Origin of the sequence: Aestuariirhabdus haliotis (assembly GCF_023509475.1) — a bacterium.
In the GTDB taxonomy this organism is placed as follows: domain Bacteria; phylum Pseudomonadota; class Gammaproteobacteria; order Pseudomonadales; family Aestuariirhabdaceae; genus Aestuariirhabdus; species Aestuariirhabdus haliotis.
The window spans coordinates 97,787-119,968 of record NZ_JAKSDZ010000007.1 but is presented as its reverse complement, the minus strand read 5'-3'; the positions used below and the strand labels follow the sequence as shown (position 1 = coordinate 119,968).

At 44.7% G+C, this 22,182-nt stretch carries 22 protein-coding genes; 10 read left to right on the top strand and 12 right to left on the bottom strand.

Annotated features, from left to right (window positions below; genetic code table 11):
* Positions 1-258, top strand: a 258-nt coding sequence (locus MIB40_RS07700; RefSeq protein ID WP_249692657.1) for a hypothetical protein, incomplete at its 5' end; no start/stop codon positions are given.
* A gap of 33 nt (positions 259-291) precedes the next feature.
* Positions 292-540, top strand: a complete 249-nt coding sequence (locus tag MIB40_RS19850) for a helix-turn-helix transcriptional regulator (RefSeq protein ID WP_406566443.1) — start codon at positions 292-294, stop codon at positions 538-540.
* On the opposite strand, the gene MIB40_RS07695 is transcribed toward MIB40_RS19850, so the two are convergent.
* The 10 genes from MIB40_RS07695 to MIB40_RS07650 all read right to left on the bottom strand — a co-directional run bounded on the left by MIB40_RS07695 (position 530) and on the right by MIB40_RS07650 (position 13,826).
* Positions 530-3,985, bottom strand: a complete 3,456-nt coding sequence (locus MIB40_RS07695; protein WP_249692655.1) for a TM0106 family RecB-like putative nuclease — start codon at positions 3,983-3,985, stop codon at positions 530-532. The genes MIB40_RS19850 and MIB40_RS07695 overlap by 11 nt on opposite strands.
* 32 nt (positions 3,986-4,017) lie before the next feature.
* Positions 4,018-5,931 (bottom strand): tetratricopeptide repeat protein, encoded by a 1,914-nt coding sequence (locus MIB40_RS07690; RefSeq protein WP_249692654.1) that lies wholly within the window; start codon positions 5,929-5,931, stop codon positions 4,018-4,020.
* Positions 5,928-8,744 carry an ATP-dependent DNA helicase gene (locus MIB40_RS07685; RefSeq protein WP_249692652.1) on the bottom strand — a complete coding sequence of 939 codons (2,817 nt, stop codon included), beginning with the start codon at positions 8,742-8,744 and terminating at the stop codon, positions 5,928-5,930. Before MIB40_RS07685 ends, MIB40_RS07690 begins: the two co-directional genes overlap by 4 nt.
* Positions 8,745-8,806: 62 nt before the next feature.
* Positions 8,807-9,211 (bottom strand): helix-turn-helix domain-containing protein, encoded by a 405-nt coding sequence (locus MIB40_RS07680; RefSeq protein ID WP_249692650.1) that lies wholly within the window; start codon positions 9,209-9,211, stop codon positions 8,807-8,809.
* Between the two features lie 83 nt (positions 9,212-9,294).
* The gene (locus MIB40_RS07675; protein WP_249692648.1) at positions 9,295-9,744 is read right to left on the bottom strand and encodes a LacI family transcriptional regulator; all 450 of its coding nucleotides are present in this window, start codon (positions 9,742-9,744) and stop codon (positions 9,295-9,297) included.
* A complete protein-coding gene (locus MIB40_RS07670) occupies positions 9,741-11,087 on the bottom strand; it encodes a recombinase family protein (RefSeq protein WP_249692647.1) in 1,347 nt (448 codons plus the stop codon). Before MIB40_RS07670 ends, MIB40_RS07675 begins: the two co-directional genes overlap by 4 nt.
* Positions 11,087-11,578: a DUF2924 domain-containing protein gene (locus MIB40_RS07665; RefSeq protein ID WP_249692645.1), complete on the bottom strand. Its 492-nt coding sequence runs from the start codon at positions 11,576-11,578 to the stop codon at positions 11,087-11,089. The genes MIB40_RS07670 and MIB40_RS07665 overlap by 1 nt, the downstream gene beginning before the upstream one ends.
* A gap of 330 nt (positions 11,579-11,908) precedes the next feature.
* The gene (locus MIB40_RS07660) at positions 11,909-12,583 is read right to left on the bottom strand and encodes a hypothetical protein (RefSeq protein ID WP_249692643.1); all 675 of its coding nucleotides are present in this window, start codon (positions 12,581-12,583) and stop codon (positions 11,909-11,911) included.
* 5 nt (positions 12,584-12,588) lie between these two features.
* Positions 12,589-13,521 carry an ImmA/IrrE family metallo-endopeptidase gene (locus MIB40_RS07655; RefSeq protein ID WP_249692642.1) on the bottom strand — a complete coding sequence of 311 codons (933 nt, stop codon included), beginning with the start codon at positions 13,519-13,521 and terminating at the stop codon, positions 12,589-12,591.
* Positions 13,506-13,826, bottom strand: coding sequence for a helix-turn-helix domain-containing protein (locus MIB40_RS07650; protein WP_237444856.1), 321 nt, complete (start codon positions 13,824-13,826; stop codon positions 13,506-13,508). The genes MIB40_RS07655 and MIB40_RS07650 overlap by 16 nt, the downstream gene beginning before the upstream one ends.
* 165 nt (positions 13,827-13,991) lie before the next feature.
* Here MIB40_RS07650 and MIB40_RS07645 point away from each other — a divergent pair, with 165 nt between their 5' ends.
* Together MIB40_RS07645 and MIB40_RS07640 are read left to right on the top strand one after the other, a co-directional pair.
* On the top strand, positions 13,992-15,164 hold the full coding sequence (locus MIB40_RS07645; protein ID WP_249692640.1) for a hypothetical protein: 1,173 nt from the start codon (positions 13,992-13,994) through the stop codon (positions 15,162-15,164).
* Positions 15,161-16,099, top strand: coding sequence for a hypothetical protein (locus MIB40_RS07640; protein ID WP_249692638.1), 939 nt, complete (start codon positions 15,161-15,163; stop codon positions 16,097-16,099). The genes MIB40_RS07645 and MIB40_RS07640 overlap by 4 nt, the downstream gene beginning before the upstream one ends.
* A 174-nt stretch (positions 16,100-16,273) precedes the next feature.
* Here MIB40_RS07640 and MIB40_RS07635 read toward each other — a convergent pair whose 3' ends face one another.
* Complete coding sequence (locus MIB40_RS07635; RefSeq protein WP_249692636.1) at positions 16,274-17,209, bottom strand: nucleotidyl transferase AbiEii/AbiGii toxin family protein; 936 nt, start codon at positions 17,207-17,209, stop codon at positions 16,274-16,276.
* A complete protein-coding gene (locus tag MIB40_RS07630; RefSeq protein WP_249692634.1) occupies positions 17,209-17,619 on the bottom strand; it encodes an S-adenosylhomocysteine hydrolase in 411 nt (136 codons plus the stop codon). The genes MIB40_RS07635 and MIB40_RS07630 overlap by 1 nt, the downstream gene beginning before the upstream one ends.
* A 281-nt stretch (positions 17,620-17,900) precedes the next feature.
* Between MIB40_RS07630 and MIB40_RS07625 the strand changes: the two genes are divergently transcribed.
* Genes MIB40_RS07625 through MIB40_RS07600 form a run of 6 tightly spaced genes read left to right on the top strand, consistent with a single transcriptional unit; the run spans position 17,901 to position 22,039 of the window.
* A complete protein-coding gene (locus tag MIB40_RS07625; protein WP_249692632.1) occupies positions 17,901-18,107 on the top strand; it encodes a helix-turn-helix transcriptional regulator in 207 nt (68 codons plus the stop codon).
* Positions 18,104-18,574, top strand: a complete 471-nt coding sequence (locus MIB40_RS07620; RefSeq protein WP_249692630.1) for a hypothetical protein — start codon at positions 18,104-18,106, stop codon at positions 18,572-18,574. The genes MIB40_RS07625 and MIB40_RS07620 overlap by 4 nt, the downstream gene beginning before the upstream one ends.
* Positions 18,575-18,576: 2 nt before the next feature.
* On the top strand, positions 18,577-18,885 hold the full coding sequence (locus tag MIB40_RS07615; protein WP_249692628.1) for a hypothetical protein: 309 nt from the start codon (positions 18,577-18,579) through the stop codon (positions 18,883-18,885).
* Positions 18,885-19,760, top strand: a complete 876-nt coding sequence (locus MIB40_RS07610; RefSeq protein WP_249692626.1) for an ATP-binding protein — start codon at positions 18,885-18,887, stop codon at positions 19,758-19,760. The genes MIB40_RS07615 and MIB40_RS07610 overlap by 1 nt, the downstream gene beginning before the upstream one ends.
* The gene (locus MIB40_RS07605) at positions 19,760-20,353 is read left to right on the top strand and encodes a hypothetical protein (protein WP_249692624.1); all 594 of its coding nucleotides are present in this window, start codon (positions 19,760-19,762) and stop codon (positions 20,351-20,353) included. Before MIB40_RS07610 ends, MIB40_RS07605 begins: the two co-directional genes overlap by 1 nt.
* Before the next feature lie 12 nt (positions 20,354-20,365).
* Entirely contained in the window at positions 20,366-22,039 is a 1,674-nt protein-coding gene (locus MIB40_RS07600) for a DEAD/DEAH box helicase (protein ID WP_249692623.1), read from the top strand.
* Positions 22,040-22,182 lie beyond the last annotated feature (143 nt).

The following is a 22,182-nucleotide window of genomic DNA, read 5'->3' as shown; positions in this document are numbered from 1 at the left end:
GTGCTGCTCACCCCTCACAGGTTCGGGGCCGCCGTCGCAGGCTTCGGCGTTGTCTCGCCGCCAAGCGGCTCGGCTGAACCCGCTACGCGGGTAGGGTCAGTCAACCAGGCGACCAATAAAAAACCCCAACCCTTGCGGGTTGAGGTTTTGTATTGGTGGTGGGGCGGGACGCGGGTTCAGTTCCCCCTTTCGCAACTGAACAAGTCCATTAAATACCTACGATTACCTATCGATATTTATACCCTTAACCGGCCCTAATTAGCTTGATTTTATCCGTATTTTCGAGCGTTCATGGTGGTTACCAAATCGTTCAACACAGGAGTTTTTATGACGGTAATCCATATGAATCAGAGGCAGCTGGCCAATCGCTGGTGTGTTAGTGAAGCCACTTTAGAGAGGTGGCGCTCGGAAGGTATAGGCCCCCAATATTTAAAGCTTGGGGGCCGGGTAATGTATCGAGAGCAAGACATCGAAGCATACGAATCGAGCTGCTTGAGGCAGTCGACATCGCAGCCTGTTAAGGAGGGGGTTAACTCCTAGTGATGGCATTAAACAAATTGACCAGTTTAAGCTGGTCGACTCGATTCACTGGTGTTTTACCGATATTCGGATTCCCCACCACTACCGCTAACGTTTGTGCTCTGGATATGGCTACGTTGATGCGATGTTTGTCGAATAGAAAGTCTAGCCCGCGAGGGGATTCACTGGCATCGCTCGCGCACATGCTCAAGAACACAATCGGAGCTTCTTGTCCTTGGAACTTGTCTACGCTGCCAACCTTGGCTTGCTCACCTAATGCAGCGCGTAGCTTGCTGACTTGGTGATTGTAAGGAGCGACAAACAACATGTCGTTCCAGTCTATAGCCCGAGTTTCGGGATCTGACTTTCCTGTATGAAAAGTCCTGCCTATCAAAGCGTTGGCGAGGGACTTTATTTCAGCTACTTCCTCATCGGAAGCTTGAGTGTTGCCTTCATGCTCGACTGGCACAAATGTAACGCCAGCATCGAAGTTAAGTGGTCCATCATAACCGGCAGGCACCTCAATAATTCGCTTATCGTTATCAGGGTATGACTCCAGTTTATTTTCGTAAATATGCTCGCTGATGAAACGGTTGACCTTTGAGTGCATTCTGTAGGTTGTACCCAAAAACACGCCCATGTCGTCGGGTATGGTGGGTGTTTCGTGTAAAAGGTAGTCCAGCACAGAAAGGCCGCTGTCGGCCGGGTGTGTGCCCTGTGAAGGCTGGCCTAACTGCATTTGGTCACCCATCAAAATAAGGTTGGTCGCGCTGCGGCTCATGGCGATTAAATTGGCAACCGCTACTTGCCCCGCTTCATCGACAAAAAGGTAGTCCAGCTGATCTGCCATATCTTCTCGGGCAAAACCCCAGGCTGTGGTGCCAACCACACTGGACGGTTGAATATGATTGACTAGCTCATTATTCTTCAAAATGGCTACTTCGTAATCGACTAGTTCTGGCTCATTATCTTTTGTACAACAGAAGGTCGCAGCGATGCCTTCTTCTTTGCAGTATTTTGCTGTACTCAATAACAGATTGTTGATCGCCTTGTGACTATTGCTGGCGATACCTACTCGTGCACCTGATTTCATCAGTTCAGCAATTACATGTTTACCGGTATAGGACTTACCAGCACCAGGTGGCCCTTGAATAGTTAAATAACTGGATTCAAGATTGCTGATCGCATGAATGATTTGTTGAAGCCTTTCTCCGGGGTCGTGACTAGGGGCAATAGGACCTTCGTTGTGTCCATTTATCCGGGGTTTGGAGCGTATCAGAAAATCAATGATGGCTGATTGGCCGGGAATCAGCTGCCCACTCTCGTATTCACTAACGCTCTGGTCGATGGCTTGTGGAATTGGATTTGGGTTAACGTACTCGTCAGGCACTAAAGAAATGATCGTTGGTGGTTCCTCTTTTGATTGCAACACGACCAATCCATTTTCCAGATCACTCTCATCTCTGACGAAAGTAACCTTCGCAGTGTTCCCATCTTCCGTTTCAACGCCCAATAAATAGAACTGCTTTTGTGCGCCCTTGAATTCCTGGGAGGGATCAAAGCGATATTCATGAGCCATGTTTCGTGCACGCGGCGTTGGCTTAAACGGCTCACGCTCAGTTCTTTCGCAACAGGCCAAGCAATCTAGGTCGTCCATTAATTCAATATGACTTAAGCCAAGCCTTTCGAATAAACGCCAGAATATCGGTTTTGCTTCCCGTCGATGGAACTCGAGCACCCATGCAAGGTTTTCAGTTAATGCCGCTTTTCTTGGATCGGACTCAAGCTCAGATAAAACACGCTCAAGTAGACGATCCCGCAGCTGCGTTCGTTCTGTTACCTCTTCTTTGACATCAGGCTCGGTGACTTCGGTTTTACCCGAATAGTTTATGCCATGATTCGCTTGCTGTTGTCGCAACCAATCGACCAGCTCCTGGGTTGAGTCGCAATCATCAATGTTGTAATCCCTGATATCGTTTAGGATTTTAGATGTTTCCCAGGTATCACCCTGTTCGCCTCGTGAGTGAAGTTCTCGCCATTGCTCATAGACCACAACCGAGTCACCGCCATTGCCAACTTCAGTTTCACGCTTTCCGCGATAAAGGTGTTCTACATTCTTGATTGAATACCGAGGCTCTCCCAGAAGGACGCTGCCTTTAACTATTTTGTAGAGGTCAACGAAAACCTCATTGCGAAGCAACTGGTCTACTTCGTATTCGCACACGCCATAACGGCCCATCAATTTGCGACAGGCGGCGATTTCATAGTTGGCGTAATGGTAAATATGCATTGTTGAGTCTTGCTGCCAACGCTGGTAAACCCAATGAATAAAATCTTGGAAGCATTGCTTTTCCTGCTCAGGGTTATGCGCCCAGAAATCGATGAACTGTCGATTACCCCGATCTTGTCCAAATAAAGGGGCATCAAAGTAAGTGTTTCCCCAGAGATATTCCAGGCCACCTTCATCGAGCGGATAGCCCTCAATATCAAAAAACACATCCAGTGGCGATTGTGGTGGAAGTAACGCTAATCCTATTTTCTCATCAGGCGCTGGCGTTATAATTTCAAATTTAGGGATGTCATCGCCTGCGCTGCGTTTTTGAATGGCAGCTTGCGCTTTAAGCTTTTCAAGAACGGCAGGGTTGAAGCCAGGTACATGCTCACCTGTTGAATCTGCAAGCTCTTGCATTGTATTAATACCAGCCTGTGCAAGCTTTTTTATCTGGCTCTTGGTAATGGTGGCGACTTGAAAGAGATGATCTCTTTCTACTAATAACGCTTCGGCAAAATTACTCCAGTCAACCCAGTTTTTTGAGTCGGCTGGATCAGGCCTTACACTTGGGTCAAAGTTTCTTTGATCAGTAACAAATGAAGATTTTAGTGTTTGATAATAATAGAAATAATCTTTGGTTCGCAGACGTTCATGCTCACCATTCCCTAAGGCAACGGTAATAAATTCGGGCAAACGGCCCTGTATGGATTCGAGCATTTGTGCGTAACAACATAGTTGAATAACAAAGGTTGGCTTCAGCTTGTTGGCCAGTTTAGTATCCCAAACTTCGTAATGCCAATTACCCAGTAAGCTAGGTTCAGCGCCTTCAGCATGCTGAACTTTGACGAGAAAATCTGCATACCCACCAAATGGCACTAGCTCCAATCGAGCCTGCACTATGACATCAACGCCTTGGTGCATCGCTGCAAGCGTATTGGCGTGCTTTTCATCTGATGACTCGCCTTCAATTTTGACTACGGCAAGTTCTTGTTCAACAAAGGCTGCCTCCAACGCATCTTCATGCGCATAGCCTTTCTGCGCGAGGGAACTCATCAAAGCATCGGCTGGGTCTTTTTCTGGCGCCTGATCTGGGTATTCAATCGAAAAGCGATCCATCCATGAAGCAAAAGGGCTCTCCATATAGCGAGTCAGATCTGAAGGGGAGAAATGAAACTGTCCGTGTTGTTTATACATAATTGGTTGTTTCTATATCTGAAGTAATAAGCCTAATTATCATGACCAGAACTCACATTGCTGATGCTAATGGCTTTCCAACCCCACTCTGATCTCTTTTTGTTGTAATTTAGAATGGCTTTCCCTGCCACAAAGTCTGCATCCTCTATTTTACTGCTGCTAACTAACGGGGGAGGGATAAATATGCCATCATCGGTAAACCCCATCCCATTTTCCTGCCTTACGTTATCGCTGAATGATTTTAATAAGGATTCGGGAATGGGTTGATTGGTTTTAGTCGAGGTTAATACTTTATAGCGTGTACCTTGCTTACTGGTGTATTTAGATAAGCGTACAGCAATTGCCTCGCCTTCATGAAACCTGTCTGACAAGTCCGAAAATCGAATAACTCCGTCGATCGCTCTACTAACCATGAAATGCAGGAGATTTTTTGTGTGATTTACGTGGTCAACAACCCCAATAAGCTCATCAAAAATATCCCAGTCTTCTTGAGTGTGGCGATTTTCTATAGTGTAAACCTGAAATCGATTTTCATTATCGTATTCACCTTTGATCTTTATTCCTGAGCCTGTCTTTTTCACATTGCTAGATATCTTAAACTCAGGAACGGTGATTTCTGTTGGAAGCGGGTTAGATTGTATGTAGAGTTTTCGTTTAGGTTTGTTTTTTTGATCATCGATAAAAAAAGTGTCACCCAATATGCCGTTTATCCAAGGTAAATCACTGTATAAAAGCTCTTCGGCAAGAGAAGCGTTTTCTCTGTAAAAATCTTTGTTAGAAGTGTTCGGTGTTACGCCTTCATACCAAGAGCTTCGTTTAAGGATTTCAGCGGGCTCGGGAATTTTTTGATTATTATCTACTCGATAATTAATAACATCTTCAATTTCAAATTTCGCTTCAGAGTATGAGCCTTTTTTCGCTAATATCTCTGCTAGTTTCACTTTTACTTTGGCCACAAAATTGATGTCTTTTGAGCACATCAAAGCCTTGCAGTAGCATGATAAAGCGATATCAATAGCTACGGATTGATGGATGTCCCCAAGTAATTCCCAAGCCCAGTAGTCGTTAACTTTATTCTTTACGACCTCTAGGCCAAATGAAAGAGCTTCATTGCTTTGGCCTGTGGCCATGAGTGCTCTGGCTTTGCTTAACTTGAGCCATAAGTTATCAGGGTACCTGTTAATGCAGTCGTTAATAAAAGGAAGGATATATTGAAGATCTTCCAGAGCTGCATTCAAAAAGGCGTCTTTGCTTGCGTGTTGAACTACCCGCTCGGCGAGAGAAGGGTATGATTTACCGTCACTTGTTTGGTAAGGTTCATAGTCTTCTGGGCGAAGGTATTCTAATCCCCAGATTCTCGCGAATGCCCCCATATTTAATTTACCTTCTTTGGCTATCTTATCGGCAAGCTGAAGGAAGCAGGTATGCAAAAGAGAAGGCTTATCTACATTTAATTTGAAGTAATCGTTAATGTGTCTTTTGGCGCCATTAAAGTTTGCAGGTTCTTGTTCGACCATGGCTTTAGCAATTCTATACATCTCCCAGGCCATGCCAACTTGAACATCACTAGATTGGTCGCCTTTATTAAATATGTTTTTAAAAACATTTAGTGATTCTAGGTTGTTTCCTTGCTTGCTAAGCGATTTAGCCTTCAGGATTTCTTGGCCATTAGGATTGCATAACCTAAGGGCGTAAGATCGTTGATCTGAAAGTATTTTATCAGAGGGGTCAATTTCTAAATTTCGAATTTGATCAGCGTAATTAAATAGATTGTGGTGCTGACCTGACTGAGCATCGCGCTTGATTAGATCGATTACGCACCAGGTAAATGCTTTTATATCCCACTCATCTTTAGTTGGATTATTGATTAGCTCTATAGCCATGCTATAGGCTTCGTCAAGTTCGCCTTCCTTTCGTTTAGAGAAAACGTCCTTGCTAGTAATCAAGAGCTTAATCCTTCTGTCAGTATTATTTGAATGTCAGAAGATAAAGAGTTAGAAGTGCAGGCGTTCTTTACGGGCGCATATTTGGTAATTTGATTTTTTCCGTTGTAAAAAACATCAAAAACAGCGCTTTCACCGGATTGGGTGAATGTATAACGCTGCTTCCAGTCCATAGGCTCTACATTGTTAATTGTAATGCCTCTCTGATCTGTTAATGGATGGAGTCTAGAGTGAAAGTCGTTAAGAAAGTCTTCATCAAATTCAAAGCTGCCAGCAGGTTGTTGTGTGGTAGGTATTATCAGGGTGCCGTTTAGTGGCGAAATAAGATCAATAACCTGAAGACTTAACTCTGTTTGTTTTGGCGTTGTAAGTCTTGATATTTTTCCTTTTCCGTTATATCCAATATCAACTCGAGCAACTTCGCTATCTCGCTGGAAGAAGTAAATTTCCAAATATTGTCCCTGGCTAACATCCTGTATCTTAATATCTGAACTAACTAAGAGTTGCTGAATTCGTTTCAATACTTCAAGTGAAAAATATGCGTTAGTAGGAATTCCAAAACAATCATCAGTTAATGGCGTAGTTGGCAAGCTTTTGATGGCGTCGGGATTTTGTCCTGAGGGGGACTGATTGATGACCCCATTTGCTGGAACGTTTGGTGAATTAACTGGTTTTATTCCGGACCCAATTTTTATATTAGGAGGGTCTAAAAGATAAAGCTTTTTAGACGTACGTGTTATTGCAGTATAGAACCACCTAAAATAATCAGCTGACAGTTGGCTTTGATGTGTTTTACATTTTACAAAGACATGATTCCACTCGCTACCTTGAGCTTTATGGCAGGTGATCGCGTATCCAAATTTTAATCTTAAAGCATTAAAATAAGGGTCTGCTCGTAGAGTTTCTTTGAACTCTAAACTACCTCGCTTTAAGTGAGGATTGCGAATGCAAAAATCTAAGTACAAAGCTTTGCTTTCATCAGAAGTGAGCCCAGGGTGTTCGCTGTATAATAAGTCCTCAAGAATTCTTGCCTTAAAGAAGTGGGGTGTGCCATCTAGGTCCTTGAACCCAACAACGACTTCTTTAAATGTTAAGCAAACAAGAGTTTCCTCAATTTCTTTCGTTTCTGAGTTTTTCCTTCTCAAAGTAATGTTGCGGCGCTCTGCACTACTCAAGACCTCTTTAATAAGGCCGAAATCACCGTTAGAAATGAAGAAACCATAGGCATTGCTGTTGCTGACAGCCATTACCTTATCGCCGCTAGAAATTTCGGTTTTTCCTGGGAAGAAATGTTCACGAATTCGACTGTTATAGGCAGTTACATCTGCGTTGGAATGAGCGAGAAGAATGGATTCGCCATTGATCCGTCCGCCGCATGATTCAAGGTACCTTTCTAATAAGTTTTCGTGACTTACCTTTTCTAAATCGGGATAGGTTAAATCAATAGTTAGTTGGTTGAAAACTCCAGAGTTAAGTGATTTTCGTAACTTTTTTGAATTATGCATCACTCCGCTTTCCGCTTTTTGACGAACGACTTCTGTTAATTCGTAAAGGATGCTTTCAATATTGTGTTCCCGAGTTAAATAATTATGGTCAAGTGCGGGAGAAAAATTCATACCTATAGGTGGGAGCTGGGCATCATCCCCAATAAATATGATTTTCTTTCGATGGTCATTGTGATCCAGGTTTACAAACTTTAAAAAATCTCGAAGCAAGAATCCTGAGCCAAACCGAAAGAATTCCTCCTCATGATATACATCGGCGACCATTGATGCTTCATCAATTATAAATACAGTGTCCGCCGACATTTCATTAACAGCGAGCTGCGCATAGAATTTATAAGTTTCAGATCCATCTAAATTATCATCACGATATTCGGCTATATCCTTAAAGGAGTATATTGTTTTGTGAATAGTATAAGCAGGAGACTGTGTCTTTTTTGCTATTACTTTAGATGCTTTACCTGTAGGCGCTGCAAGAACGTAATTTCTACCTACAGCTCTAAAGTATTCAGTTAGCCCTTTCGTAATAAAAGTCTTACCAGTGCCAGCATACCCTTTGAGTAAAAAGACACTGTCATCCTTGCTGCTTAAAAAATTGTCAAGCTTACCTACTAACTCACTCTGTCCGGTCGTTAAACTGTACTCGGAGAACGCATCATGCAGTTTTATAAGTTCTCTTGTGTTTTCTGGTGCAAGGTCAAAGGATGATGCCGCTTTTGATGAAGCTTCTTTGAAGTCATTCAGTTTGGCTTCATCTAACGTTTTTTGTAGTTCTATCGCTTGGTTTTGAGCAACACTTTCTGATTCTTCTAGTCTTAAGAGCTCCTCTTTTACTTTTTTTAGTTGATCCTCTAGTTTCTTATTTTCTTCGTTTAATTGATTGATTGGAATATCTGGGTGACTTGGCTCTTCGTAGGAAGGATACTCGTCATAGGCGGCTCCGCTATATGTTTTGAACATCCATTGCCCAATTAGGTAAGCATCGCGAAGCAGTGCTAATGCATCATCTGAGTTGATGCTCCGGCCATGGGCAGCCTTGTTTCCAAGCATGCGAATTGCGTGTAGCTTTTCTAAAATATTTTCATCAATCACTTCAATAAATATATTAGATTTTAGTTTCTCAAAAAAACCGTCATTACGTTCGCAAGGTAAGTTTAATTCCCTATAAAGAATACCTACTAGTTGCTCTGCAAAACAGCGTAGCTTGACTATCGCGGTGTGTGCATCGGTATAGACATACTGTTCTGCAAAATTTGCATGTTCATAAAGTTGAGGCCAACGTTTTTGTAAACTCTGAAAATTTGTTGACTCCATGTCAAAGTCCTTTTTTATTAGCTAAAAGTGATATCGAGATGCGGTTCTTTTCGGTTATTGATTTATTCCGCATCGCTATATTCCATATAATCAATAATATCCTTGTGCTTGATGCGACGATGAGTTCCAACTTTATGGAATGGTATGTCACCTTGTTCAAGCAATTTGACTAAAAATGGTCGGGACACATTTAATGCGTCCGCTGCTTCTTGTGTCGTGAGTTCGGATTGATGGGCCATGATGCTAATTGAGTTACCATTGCTAATTTCTTCTAGCGTATTTTTGAGAAGCTTAATCGCCAGAGCTGGTAGCTCAATTTGATAGCTATTACCTTCAATGTCAGATATGCCGATTGAATAGCTTATCTTTTCCTTTTTCAGAATATCGGATAGGACTGCCTCTCCCTTGCGAGCTAGTGCAATGTCCTCAGCCGAGGGTAGCGGGTGAACTGGCGCTTTGGCTACCATACTTGCTCCAAGAATAAGATATAGAGTAAGCAGACTAATCGAAATAAGTGAAATAATCAAAATATTCGAATCGCACTAGCTTGTTAAAGATAAAAAATACGATTCCTTTGCTCACTCCATAGCCTAGGCGGATCTACGGCCAGATCAAACAAGGTCACGGTCGGTGGCAATTGGTCGTCAAGAATGGCCTCAACGATATCTGGCGCAAGCGTAGTCAGGTTAACCATTCGGCTGACGTAGCTGTTATCGACGCCTTCTTTCTCTGCAATTTCCCTTAGGGATTTAGCTTGTCCGGTTTCCAGCATGGCGAGCCAGCAATGGCCGCGTGCCAGAGCTAGCTGCAGTGGTGTTGGATCAGTATCCCATGGCCTGGGCTCATGGGAGGAGCCATCAGGTAGAGTAATAAGTTGTCGGCCGCTTCGGCGTTTTAAGTTGATAGGCACCGAAATGCTGAGTTGGCCATTACTGGCTTCAACAACGCTTGAGTCACCTGACTGACTCATTTCAATTTTAAAGCCGCTACCTTTACTCATGCGACCTCCTGTTTCGCTGAGTCAGTAATTTCTAAGGCAAGTCGTTCTATTCCATTGTCCCAAAGCCTAATATCAATATTGTCTGGCTTGACGATGATTTTTTCGACCATCAATTTAATGATACGAGATTGCTCATCAGGGAATAATTGCTCCCAAACGTTATCGATCTTGTTAAGCGCAACGGTAACTTGAGCTTCATCAATATCGTGGTCTTTCTCCAGTACGATAGATGCAACTTGTTGCGTAACGGGCGGTGCTTTGAGAATGCCTCTGATTTGCTCAACAACAGCCGATTCTAGTTCGGCTGCAGGGATTCTAGGCAAGCCTGATGCGCCCGAATATTCCTTAGTATCGCGAGTGCTAATGTAGTAGCGATACCGTCGACCACTCTTTTTCTTAGTAGAACTCCAAGTTGTTAGTGCTCGGCCATCTTCGGCGAATACCATGCCTTTCAGCAGGAATGGGATTTTAGCGCGAGTATAGTTGCCGCGCTTATGACCATTCACTGCGAGTATGGAGTGAACATCGGCCCAAAGTTTTTGATCAATTATGGCGTCGTGCTTGCCTTGATACCATTGATCTTTGTGCCTGAGTTCACCGAGGTAAGTGCGATTGTGCAGTAGCTTATAGATAAGGCCTCTGTCGATTGGTTTGCCAGGGCGGAAGCGCCCATCTTGAGTTGTCCATGATTTGCTGGTTGCGCCTTCTAGTCTTAGCTCTTTGTACAATAGTGTTGTTGAGCCAATCTCTGTAAACCGTTTAAACACCTGTTGAATTAATTTCGCTTCTTTTGGGTTAATGACCAGATGTCGGTCTTTTACGTCATACCCCAGCGGTGGGATGCCACCCATCCACATGCCTTTCTTCTTGCTGGCGGTAATCTTATCTCGAATACGTTCACCGGTTACCTCTCTTTCAAATTGTGCGAATGAGAGGAGAATGTTTAACATCAGCCGACCCATTGAATTAGTGGTATTAAATTGCTGAGTCACGGACACAAACGAAGTGTTATGTTGTTCGAACACTTCAATCATTTTGGAGAAGTCCGTTAGGCTTCGCGTTAATCGATCAATTTTGTAAACCACCACGACATCGACTTTGTCATCCTGAATATCTTTAAGTAATCGCTTCATCGCAGGGCGATCCATGTTGCCGCCTGAAAATGCAGGATCGTCATAATCATCCTCAACGGGAATCCAACCCTCAGCTCGTTGACTGGCTATGTAAGCATGGCCAGCATCGCGTTGTGCATCGATTGAGTTGTAATCTTGATCGAGTCCCTCTTCGGTGGACTTTCGTGTATAGACTGCACAGCGAAGTCTTTTTTTGATTTGTTCTGACATTATTTTTTACCCCGCTTTGTTTTCTTCTCATTGTTTTCTTTTCTCAAGCCAAAGAACAATGGTCCAGACCATCGGGTGCCAGTAATTTCTCTGGCGACAACCGAAAGGCTTTTATAAATCCGGCCTTCAAATTCAAACTGTTCGTCGTGGGTGACGGTTACCTTGTGTTCCTTTTCTTGATAGATGCGGCTTAGAACAGTTCCAGGTATGGGTTTTGGGTATCGATCTCGCAGAGGCTTTTTGCCTGTATTTACGATGGCATTAATACGCCGATCGTTTTTGTCGGCAAAGTTTTGATGTGCGCGCCTAAATTCGACTTCTTGCAGTCGAAAAGCTAAGCGCTTCTCTAGGAAGGATCGAATATGGGTTGGTGGTTCTTTGCGATAAAGTTGTCGCCACAATGATTTAATTTCGTCCATTGTCATATCTGATAGTTGGGCTATTTGCGCAACTGCTGACGATGATGGTTCGAATATGATGTTTGAGCTCATTTTTCCTCCGAAGTGTTGGCGTTCTCTGTTTCACCATGAACGCTTCGGTAGGCAGACATAGCAAGTGAAACATTGCTATCTGAGTCCAATAATTGTGCCTTTTTTGAATGGGGAGCTCTAAGCCTTATTATGCCTTGAGCGATGATGTTAGCGACCTCATGAACGCGTTGCTCGGGGGTCATTCTGTGCGGAGATAATGGGTTTGTTTGTTGCATTTGCTTACCACTCTTAATGTTCAAAATACTGTTGAACATTCTGTGTTTAGAGTGGCGAAATGGCCATCAGGTATATGCGGGCTTATGCGTAAGTGATTGGGGTGTTACTAAAAGCTCAAAGAATAATGGGTGTTAATTCTTCCAGAACGGAAGCCCTTAACTTGATGACATTTTTATCGTTGAGGGGTTTTTCCTGTTCAATTTTTTCGAGGTATACATGAATTGCATCAACCAACTTAGGTGATGTAATCAACTCATTGTAATCGGTTATAAGTGATTCAAAATGATTGAAACTCTGCCTTTGAAAGCGATCTTTATATTCATCAATCATTGGTCCTTTAGCTTCATGACCGGTAAAAGGATCCAGCATTTTGGGCATGTATACGATATTCCAAGGGGCGGTAAAGGCGAATACGTTTTTGGTTCTGCCAAAAATATGCGAGATTTGATAATTCTGGATTGGCTCATGTTTACTGCTTTTTGTCTTTGAGTATCCCGTTAAGTCCCGGATCAATTTTGTTGGTTGAGCATTATTGGTTGGATCAACGGTAACTTGATTGTTCGAAAGGACATCAGCATAGAATGCTTGAAATAAATGTGTACCGTTTGAATTTCGTCCAAAGCCGCGAATAAATACCTGCTGGTTGTTTTGAATTCTATGCTTCAACTCTTGCCAAGCCACTTCGGCCTTATCCAAAGGGGCGTAAATGGTTTCACTTAGGCCGAATTCGAAAAATTGGTCTTTCGAAATATAGCCTTGTGAGAAAAAGCGTTCGTAGGAGTCTCGCATAATGGTTAGTAGGGATTCTGTCCGTTGTTAATAAAGTTAGTGTACGAATCAGTAAGCAGCTCATCTTCTTCGCTGAAATCACCTGGGTCGCTGTATCCGCCTGCATCATCTAGAACAAGGATGGTTAGGGTCTTACGGTACTCCTCAGAGTAAATACTATGTTCGGTAACTTCTTCGCCGGGAAACCAAATATCTGGCCCATGCCTGACGCCATTCCTAGCTTCTGCTGAATACTGCTCTTCCGCCGCTAACGATAATTCTGGGATTTCAACACAGTTTTTCTTTGTGGCGAAGTAACGGCCAGAACGAAAAGCGCTGTTGCTCGATTTTGACCAATGCATAAAGCCTTCTTCAGACAGCAGGCCGATAGCGCGTTTCTTTGTGAAATCGAGCCACTTTAGCACTGCCGCAGTTAACGATACGCCGTAGCGATTAGCACAGTGCTGTATTAGGTCGATACTAAATTTTTGACCGTCGGCTTGTGCGCGGAAGTCGTGGTTAGGCATCAGTAAGTTGGCGGCGAAGGCATTAGCTTCTGCTTCGATATTAATACCTTGTTGGTTTTCGTCCAGCATGTCTTCTTCGCCACATTCGAACTTGGTTTTGTTCAATGCTTGCCGGTGAACCATGTAGTGGCCCAATTCATGTGCGAGAGTGAAATTTGTTCTCCCTGGATGGACGACGTCGGTGTTGTAGAAAATAGCCCATTCGTCTTTGGCGTCATGTTTGACTAGCATTCCATCGATCGAAGAGCCCATGCTACCGCCATTAACTGCAGTAATTGGGTCTTGGTTAAATGATGGCGTGAGGTCTTTTGCCACCATTTCCACATTGACAGGAAATCGAACAGGCTCGGGAAGCGCCGTATCTAAAAGCCGAGTAATTCGGTTGGCTTCCTTGTGAGGGGATTTTTTCTCTGACACTACTTCTTGCTCCATGCGTCTATCATATCCATTATTCGATCTTGGTCCCCTTTGTCTAGTTGCCCCAGTTTCCGGTAAAACACTTCTTTCTCTAGATCGTCAGAGACTTCTGTTTGTGTGTCGTCAATCAGATAGTCAGTTGTAACATCCAGTGCTTTGGCTATAGCGGCTAATTTTTCGGCAGATGGGCGTTTTACACCTTTATTTTCAATTTCCCAGATATAGCTTTTTCCTGAACCTATTTTCTCCGCAAGTTGTTCTAACGTAAGGGCTTTTTCTTTGCGAAGCTCTTTGATTTTGGCCCCTAATACGTTGGCCACGGCATTGCCTCCTCAGTGAATGATGTAAAAAGTTCATTATAGACTTACTTTTTTTACTTGAAAAGAAATATAAGCGCCCATATTATATAAGTTCGCTATCTTGAACTTTCTGTAGTTGAATGCCGAGAGTTTGCCGTTTATCACTTATATTGAGGAATTGTGCTTATGCCAATCGTTCGTAACTTCGTTAACCATGCTTCATCTCAGGGATTGAAGTCATACTTTTCTGCCAATGACGGTTTTGATCTGGTGGACTGGTCACAAGAGCAGCCGGAGGTAGCCAGCAAGGTTATCGAGCTGTATGACCATCAACCTGCTGATGTGCAAATTCAAATCACTCTTGATCTGGAAAGAATCAAGCATATGAATGACGAGGTGGGTCAAGCAGCGCTGTTAAGCACATTTGCTGATTCCACTGAGCTCCTCAAGCATGAAACTGCTGCGGAGAGGAGCTTGTGGGTGTTTCAGACTCATCGCGATAAGTTTAGGCAGGCAGAAGATATCCGCTATGCCGATCAATATCGGCATGGCCAGAAATGGTCGGGTTATCAAGTAGAAACATCATTGCCGCTGCATAGTGATCAAGTTTCGATGGATATCTTCAAGGACAAGGTTAAAGAGTTATTTGGCCTGGGAGAGAAAGTGAAGATTGAACTGTTTGACCGTGTTCAACCTGATGAGGAGGGTAACGACATCAATGTTGTACAAGTCATGATCTACCAGGAGGGACTACCTGATTCTTACCTTGAGTTTAAAGGTGATGAAGATATTGTTTCTCGCATTCGTCGCCCAGTTTCTGAGCACGCCATTACTTACTCATCCGGTACTGGCGCTATTGAGGTGGTCGCCTCCAAACAAGAGCGCCGCGATACCATCGCAAAAGCATTCACTGAGGATCTGCTTAAGCAGCCGGTGACAGCAGACAAGGTTCCACTGCGTCGATTTGATTTGATGCCACTTATGGAAAATAAACCATTAGATTGGGACCTTGAAGATGGCATTGAATCTGTCCAGTTGGTTCTGATGAAGGTCAAAGACTTAGCAGGAGAAGGTCGGGTGCAAATTGAGGTGCCCGCTAAAAGCAATATGGCTTTGCATGAATATGCCCGAGAACATTTTGGCGAACAAAATCCCTTGTCGTCAGGCGGGTTTGCTCCGGTACAGGCCAAGATCAATATCCGCTTTCTCCCTGAAAACGGGCATGGTCGAGGTAAGGTTCTGCCTGTAAAAATCTCGATGCCAAACGGTTGTGATTTAAGGAGCAGAACTGATAAGGAGCGATTAATTGGAGAGAAGTACCTCAAGCGCTGGTGCTTACTCGAAGAGGTTCAAGAATGAGCGCCGCAGTCACGTTGAGCAGAGGCGCGCTTGCGCTTCTGCTTAAGATTATTAGTACGCCAAAACAACAAGTGGACGCTGAAGGCTTATCAATTACCACAGATTTCAAAGAACTGTTAAATACGAGGATGATTCACCCGCTGCAAAACTCTGCGACATCTATCAATATTGATGATCAGGACTGTGAATTGTTGCCCTGCCCAAGTGGCTCTGGGTATCGTTATTTCTCTCCGGGTGCTGGTTGGGTGAATGTGGCTACAACCTCAATTGGTAAGTACCAAGTTAGTAATAACCATTTTTTACGGTGTGTTCAGCAGTGGCTCGATATATCGTCTCACCAACCGGTAGCTGAATTGGCTAGTGACATTTTGTGGGATCTCGGGGATGCGTGGTTCGGCAAAAGTCGCGTTGCGGTATTGTTTTGTAGAAGGGCCTGTTTGGCGCAAACCATCTCTATAGTGAAGCTAGCATTCAGTTCATTTGCTCGTCGTCGCTCAGCTGTGATATTGACTGATAGCGCCATATCTCAAAATGGGCCGCCAATACCGGGTGAGCCATTATGCATAACAATCCATGATTTGCTGCTGCCAGACCGGCAATGTGTATCAGCTATCGATAAAGACCTGCTGATGGAGCTACTGGGATATGGTAGTTCTCATCAATCTAAGCGTCCCCCAATATGGTGCTCTGAAGATGGAGGGGAGCTGGTCGTAAATGGCGAGCAATATATATTCACAGGCCTAACGCATAAACGAATTATTCGTCAGCTATTTAAAGCTTGGGAGTCTGGCCAAGAAAAATTGCGCACAGCGGCGGTACTGGAAAATGCAGAATCTAAAGCAAGCGCGCTATCTCAGGCTTTTAGTGGTAAGGATAAGCGTTGGCGGGATGTGGTCGGTTATGGTAACGGGAATTGTTGGTTAAAGACCGATTAGCAATTCCTTTCGCCATCAAGGCTAATAATATCTGAAAAGCCGCTGCCATTTTCATATCGCTACTTGCTCCTTACGAGCTGACCGCGATGGGTGCTTGCGCGGGCCCACAAGATTTTTAGCTTGCCTCATATTTAATGACCAAGGGGCGTATGCTTGGTCTGCGTATCATAATTGCTAAAGCCAGTGATCAGCAAGTTCTTGGATGCTCGAAATGGCCTCGTCCCATTTGGCAGGAGATGGGTGATAGACGAGAGGCCCAATAAATTGATCGTATCGTGCTTGGTGGTGTTCCTGCTCAATTAATAAAGATAGGCCGTATCGCAGCTCGGAGTGTGCATCGTTTACGAACTCTTCGTGCTGATTTCCAAACTGACTTTTGTCGATTTCAATAACTCGCTTAACCATTAGTTTTAAATCGGCAGGTGATGCCATTGATTCGTATATGAGGTGCAGGTCATAAACGTGCCGAATTAATGTTTTATCGTCTGCCCTAGAGTTATCCCGAGCATGCGATGCGGTTCTGCGAAGGAGTGAAACGAATTTTTCACTGGCAGTCGAGTGCACTGTGACACATGCAATGTTTTGAACCTCACCTGCTTCTTTAAGAGTGCTCGCATAAAGGGAGCTCAAGGAAAGCTCTATTGGATCTTCAAGTAAGTCAGACTCTGTTAAGTCCAGCTGCAAATGCGGTCTTAGTGCATCCGGGGTGTCATGCTCTCTAGGGTATTCAATCAAGAATTGCTGATACTTGCCTTCATTGCGTTTTTTAGGGGCTGCGACAAGCTTGAAGATTCCGGAGTTAGAAATGATATTGAGAATGAGCTGATGAATATCCCGTCGTAATTGTCGCTGCTGATTTTTGGATAGTGCGAGAGTAGCAGAATTGGCGATCATTTTAATGTCGATATCTTCGGACATTCTAAAGGTGTTTTGATGTGCTTTAGCTAAACAAGTCCCACCTGAAAAAACGAGTCGAAAACCTTCTGGCGTGAGTTGCGAAATTTCTTTTAGTAGCTGTGTAGCCCAATAGTCTTTTTCAACAATGGCTGGGCTGCTAATACCCAGCGCATCTGCTATATCAAGAAAAAGAGATGAGTCGACTGTGCTCATTAAGCTCGAGCCATTTGAAGCTCGAGCTTCTCTGTACCTATGCGACGATTGAAGCGTTCAAAGATGATAACTTCGGCATTTGCTGGGATCTGAGTTGAACCTGACTGGTAATCAAGAACCGACTTAGAAGGCTCCCATTTTACACCTAGTCGAGAAAGCGCTTCTTCTGCTACTTGAGTGAAGCCACCTTTAGCGGCCAGCATAGGTTTACCTGTAATTCTATTCGGCCGAGCCCTGGCATAAAGACCATAACCAACCTTAACAAGCACACCGTCGGAGGTTAGCTGGCGCAATGCCCGGCCAATTTGGTCGTACCCTGCCAGCTTCTCAAAGTCAGTACGTAGAAAAACCTCACGCTTCGAGCGCGATATCTTCGTGGCGACCTTCGATTTAAGTGACAAGCGTTTCATGACGGTTAACTCTCTATTGAGAACGATTCTTATACAAACTTAGCAGAACTAAGCCATTAAGTCAATCAAAAATACGACAGTTATGGGTTGATGGTTCGTATTTAAGTGCTTGATAAATATGATTTATATCTATTTAAGTGTCGTATTTTTGCGTGCAATTTTAAAATTAAATACGTGCGTAATCAAATCTAACCTCACTCCTAACTTAGCCCTAAACGGCTCCTAACCCACCGAAGCACATCATTACCTCACGTTTCCGCAATAACCATTAGGAGTGCAACGTGAGTGTAAATCATATGAACCAACGGCAATTAGCCAACCGCTGGGGTGTCAGCGAAGCCACATTGGAGCGCTGGCGCTCTGAAGGCATCGGCCCTGTCTTTCTCAAACTACAAGGTCGAGTGATGTACCGCCTCGAAGACGTCGAGGCTTATGAACAAGACTGTCTTCGCAAGAGTACCTCTGAGCGCGTAGGAGGTGACGCATGAGTCTTTCCCTAGAACAAGCCCAAGCTATGAGCATCGGTGATTTGGCAGGTATGACTGCTGCTGAATTGATGCGTGTTCAGGCTGAAGCGGCCAACTACCTTCGCAATGCCAAAGAGCTTAAAGACTGGATCGATGGCGCTATCGCCATGAAATACGACCCAAAAGTTAGTGAGTTAAGAACTCAACTCGGCAAAGACACCGGAACTGTCAACTTTGATGACGAGGGTGTGCGAGTGTCATCTGACCTTCCGAAAAAGCCTGTCTGGGACCAATCGCAATTATCTGAAATCGCACAGCGAATTTCTGCTAGTGGCGATAACCCAGCTGAATTCTTGGACATCACTTACAAGGTGGCTGAGCGCAAATACACCGCTTGGCCTGAAAACCTTCGAACCGTTTTTGAACCCGCTCGGACATTAAAAACCGGCAAACCCACCTTCCGTCTCAGCCTTGCAAAGGAGCAATAATCATGACGATTTTTACCAAAGAAACCAATTTTTTAGAGGCTCTGCGCAAGAGCAGTTTTTCATTGGAAAGCCTGCCAGATGCCATTTCCATTCCTGATGTATCTGACGAAGGAGAACCCGAATCCAAGGCGTTGCTTCTAGCGACCGTTGATGATTTGGCCTTTGCACAGCAGGGTCTGAATAAAGAGCTCAGTCGCATTGTTCAGGAAATGGAATCACTACGCCGAGTGCATGACATGGCTCGAGGCTACGGAGCCAAGGGTGCCGACTATGCGCTTGAGTTTCTGCGTGAACATGGGGAGGTGAAGTAATGGCCTTTCCAATCATTACAGCCGATCAGCGATTGGCAGAAAAGCGCGGGATCAAAGGCTGCATTCTTGGTCCATCAGGCATCGGAAAAACCAGCTTGTTGTGGACGATCGATGCAGACAAAACCTTATTCTTCGATTTAGAAGCGGGAGACCTAGCTGTTGAAGGGTGGTCTGGCGATGCAATTCGACCACGTACATGGCAAGAATGTCGTGACTTTGCGGTGTTTATTGGCGGCCCAAATCCTGCGCTACGGGATGAACAGCCATACAGCCAAGCACACTATGAAGCAGTCTGCGCTAAATTCGGTGACGTTAGCAGCATTGATAAATACGACACGGTGTTTATCGATTCAATAACTGTTGCAGGTCGCCTTTGCTTGCAATGGTGCAAGGGACAACCTCAGGCGTTCAGCGAACGAAGTGGCAAACCTGATACGCGTGGTGCTTATGGCCTTCATGGGCAAGAGATGATTGCTTGGCTGACTCATCTGCAGCACACCCGCAATAAGAATATCTGGTTTGTTGGCATCCTCGACGAAAAAATCGATGACTTCAATCGTAAGGTTTATTCACCACAGATTGATGGTTCAAAAACGGCTCTAGAGCTGCCAGGCATCGTTGATCAGGTCATCACACTTGCGGAAATTCAAAGTGATGATGGCCAGAAATATCGTGCCTTTATTAACCACACCCTAAATCCCTATGGCTATCCAGCTAAAGATCGTAGTGGGCGACTTGATGTTATCGAGGAGCCACACCTAGGTCGACTGATGGCAAAAATTCATGGGCCAGTAACACCTCCGTCAGATCGCCTGACATTTGCTCGCCCAGCACCTATCGAAACCCAAACCAATACTGAAGAAGGAGTCCAATAATGACGACTTGGAATGATTTTAACTCGGCTGAAGACCAAAACAATTTTGACGTAATCCCAAAAGGCACCCTGGTAAAAGTGCGTATGACGATTCGTCCCGGCGGTTATGACGATGCTTCTCAAGGTTGGACTGGTGGTTATGCAACCCAAAGCATGACCACTGGCTCTGTTTACTTGAACTGCGAGTTTGTCGTGCTCGATGGTCCATACGCCAAACGGAAAATGTGGAGCCTCATTGGTCTGCACAGCCCTAAAGGTCCCGAGTGGGCAAATATGGGAAGAGCGTTTGTAAAAGGGATCTTGAACTCATCGCGGGGATTGCACCCTCAGGACAACTCACCTCAGGCACAACAAGCCCGTCGCATTCAAGGTTTTGCCGATCTTGATGGTATTGAGTTTGTTGCCAAAGTTGAGATGGATAAGGACCAAAATGGTGATGATAAAAATGTCGTTAAAACCGCAATCACACCAGACAATAAAGCTTATGCAGGCATCGCGGGTGAACTGACACAAGCATCAGCGTCGGTACAGGAATCTTCTCCTTCCCAATCTACCTCAACTGCTCCAACTGGTCGTCCCAGTTGGGCGCAATAAGGAGGTCGAATTATGTTATTACGACCTCGTCAAAAACTGTTTGTTGAGCGCAGCCTCGCTGCGCTTAATAAGCACCAGAATACATTGGGGGTGGCGCCTACGGGCGCCGGTAAAACCATTATGTTATCCGGTGTTACCGGTCAATGGCTGGAAAACGGAGATGCAAAAGCCTGTGTGCTAGCTCATCGAGATGAACTCACCTCACAAAATGCAGCCAAGTTTAGTCGTGTCAATCCGGCTATTTCGACGTCGATTTACGATGCCCAAGAAAAGTCATGGGCGGGGCAAGCAACCTTTGCCATGGTGCAAACATTAGGACGTGAATCAAACTTGAAGCATATGCCAAAGTTAGATTTGTTAGTCATCGACGAAGCACATCATGCAGCCGCACCCACTTACCGACGCATTATTGATAGCGTTCGAGATAGTAATCCTGATGTGGCTATTTTTGGCGTAACGGCAACGCCCAATCGTGGTGACAACAAAGCATTGCGTCCTGTTTTTAGTAATGTCAGTGATCAAATTACGCTTGCCGAATTAATTCAATCAGGGCATTTGGTTCCACCCCGAACTTACGTCGTTGATGTCGGTACTCAGAGTGAACTGTCACAGGTGAAACGAACTGCCGATGATTTCGATATGTCGGCAGTCGATGCCATCATGAACAAAGCGCCGATCACTGAAGCAGTGATTCGTCACTGGAAAGAAAAAGCTCATGATCGTTCTACCGTGGTCTTTTGCTCTACCATCCATCACGCCAAAAATGTGGCTGAGGCTTTCTCAACTTCTGGTGTGAATGCCGAGGTTATTCATGGTGAGCTATCAAGCGAGGCGCGCAAAGCGGCGCTGTCTCGTTTCGAATCCGGGGAGTCTCAAGTTGTTGTCAACGTAGCAGTGCTGACTGAAGGCTGGGATTACCCGCCGACCAGCTGTGTAATTTTGCTTCGGCCAAGTTCCTACAAGTCGACTTTGATACAAATGATTGGGCGTGGCCTTAGAACCATCGATCCCAATGAGCACCCTGGTGTGGTGAAGAGTGATTGTGTGGTACTCGACTTCGGTACCAGCACCATGCTTCACGGTTCATTAGAGCAAGATGTAAATTTGGATGGCCATGAAGGTCATTGTGAGGCACCTCAGAAAGAGTGTCCCGACTGCGGAGCGATGGTGCCTGCGGCGGCAAAAGAATGCTCCTTATGTGGTTATGTTTGGGAGCGAACGGATACCGATGACAAAGTGGATTTAGCTGACTTTGTGATGTCTGAGATTGATCTGCTTAAACGCTCCTCGTTTCGTTGGTGTGATTTGTTCGGTGATGATGCGGCGTTGATGGCAACAGGTTTTGAAGCGTGGGCGGGAGTGTTCTTCTTAGCCGGTCATTGGTTTGGCATGGGCGGTGGGAAAAAACTCCCTGCACGCTTGTTGGCCATGGGTGAACGAACTGTTTGCCTGGCAGCAGCTGATGATTGGTTGAATGATCATGAAACGGAAGATGCCGCGAGCAAATCCCGTAAATGGTTAAATCAGGCTGCAACTGCTCAGCAACTTCGATATTTACCACCTGCCTATCGACAGGATTTCGGCTTAACTCGCTACCAAGCATCATGCCTATTGGCGTTCCAGTTTAACAAGCGTGATATCCAATCCCGCATTTTCAACAAAGTTGAAGGAAGGGAGGCCGCTTGATGTGTATTACCGATGTTATATCTGTCACAAGCCGCCACGCGGTTTCTGTTGGCTGGATCCAAATCGTTTCCAATCTGTCGAAAATCGGCGTGCAAGTTTTAAGCGCTTTTGTTCCAAGACTTGTCAGGACATTCACTACCAAT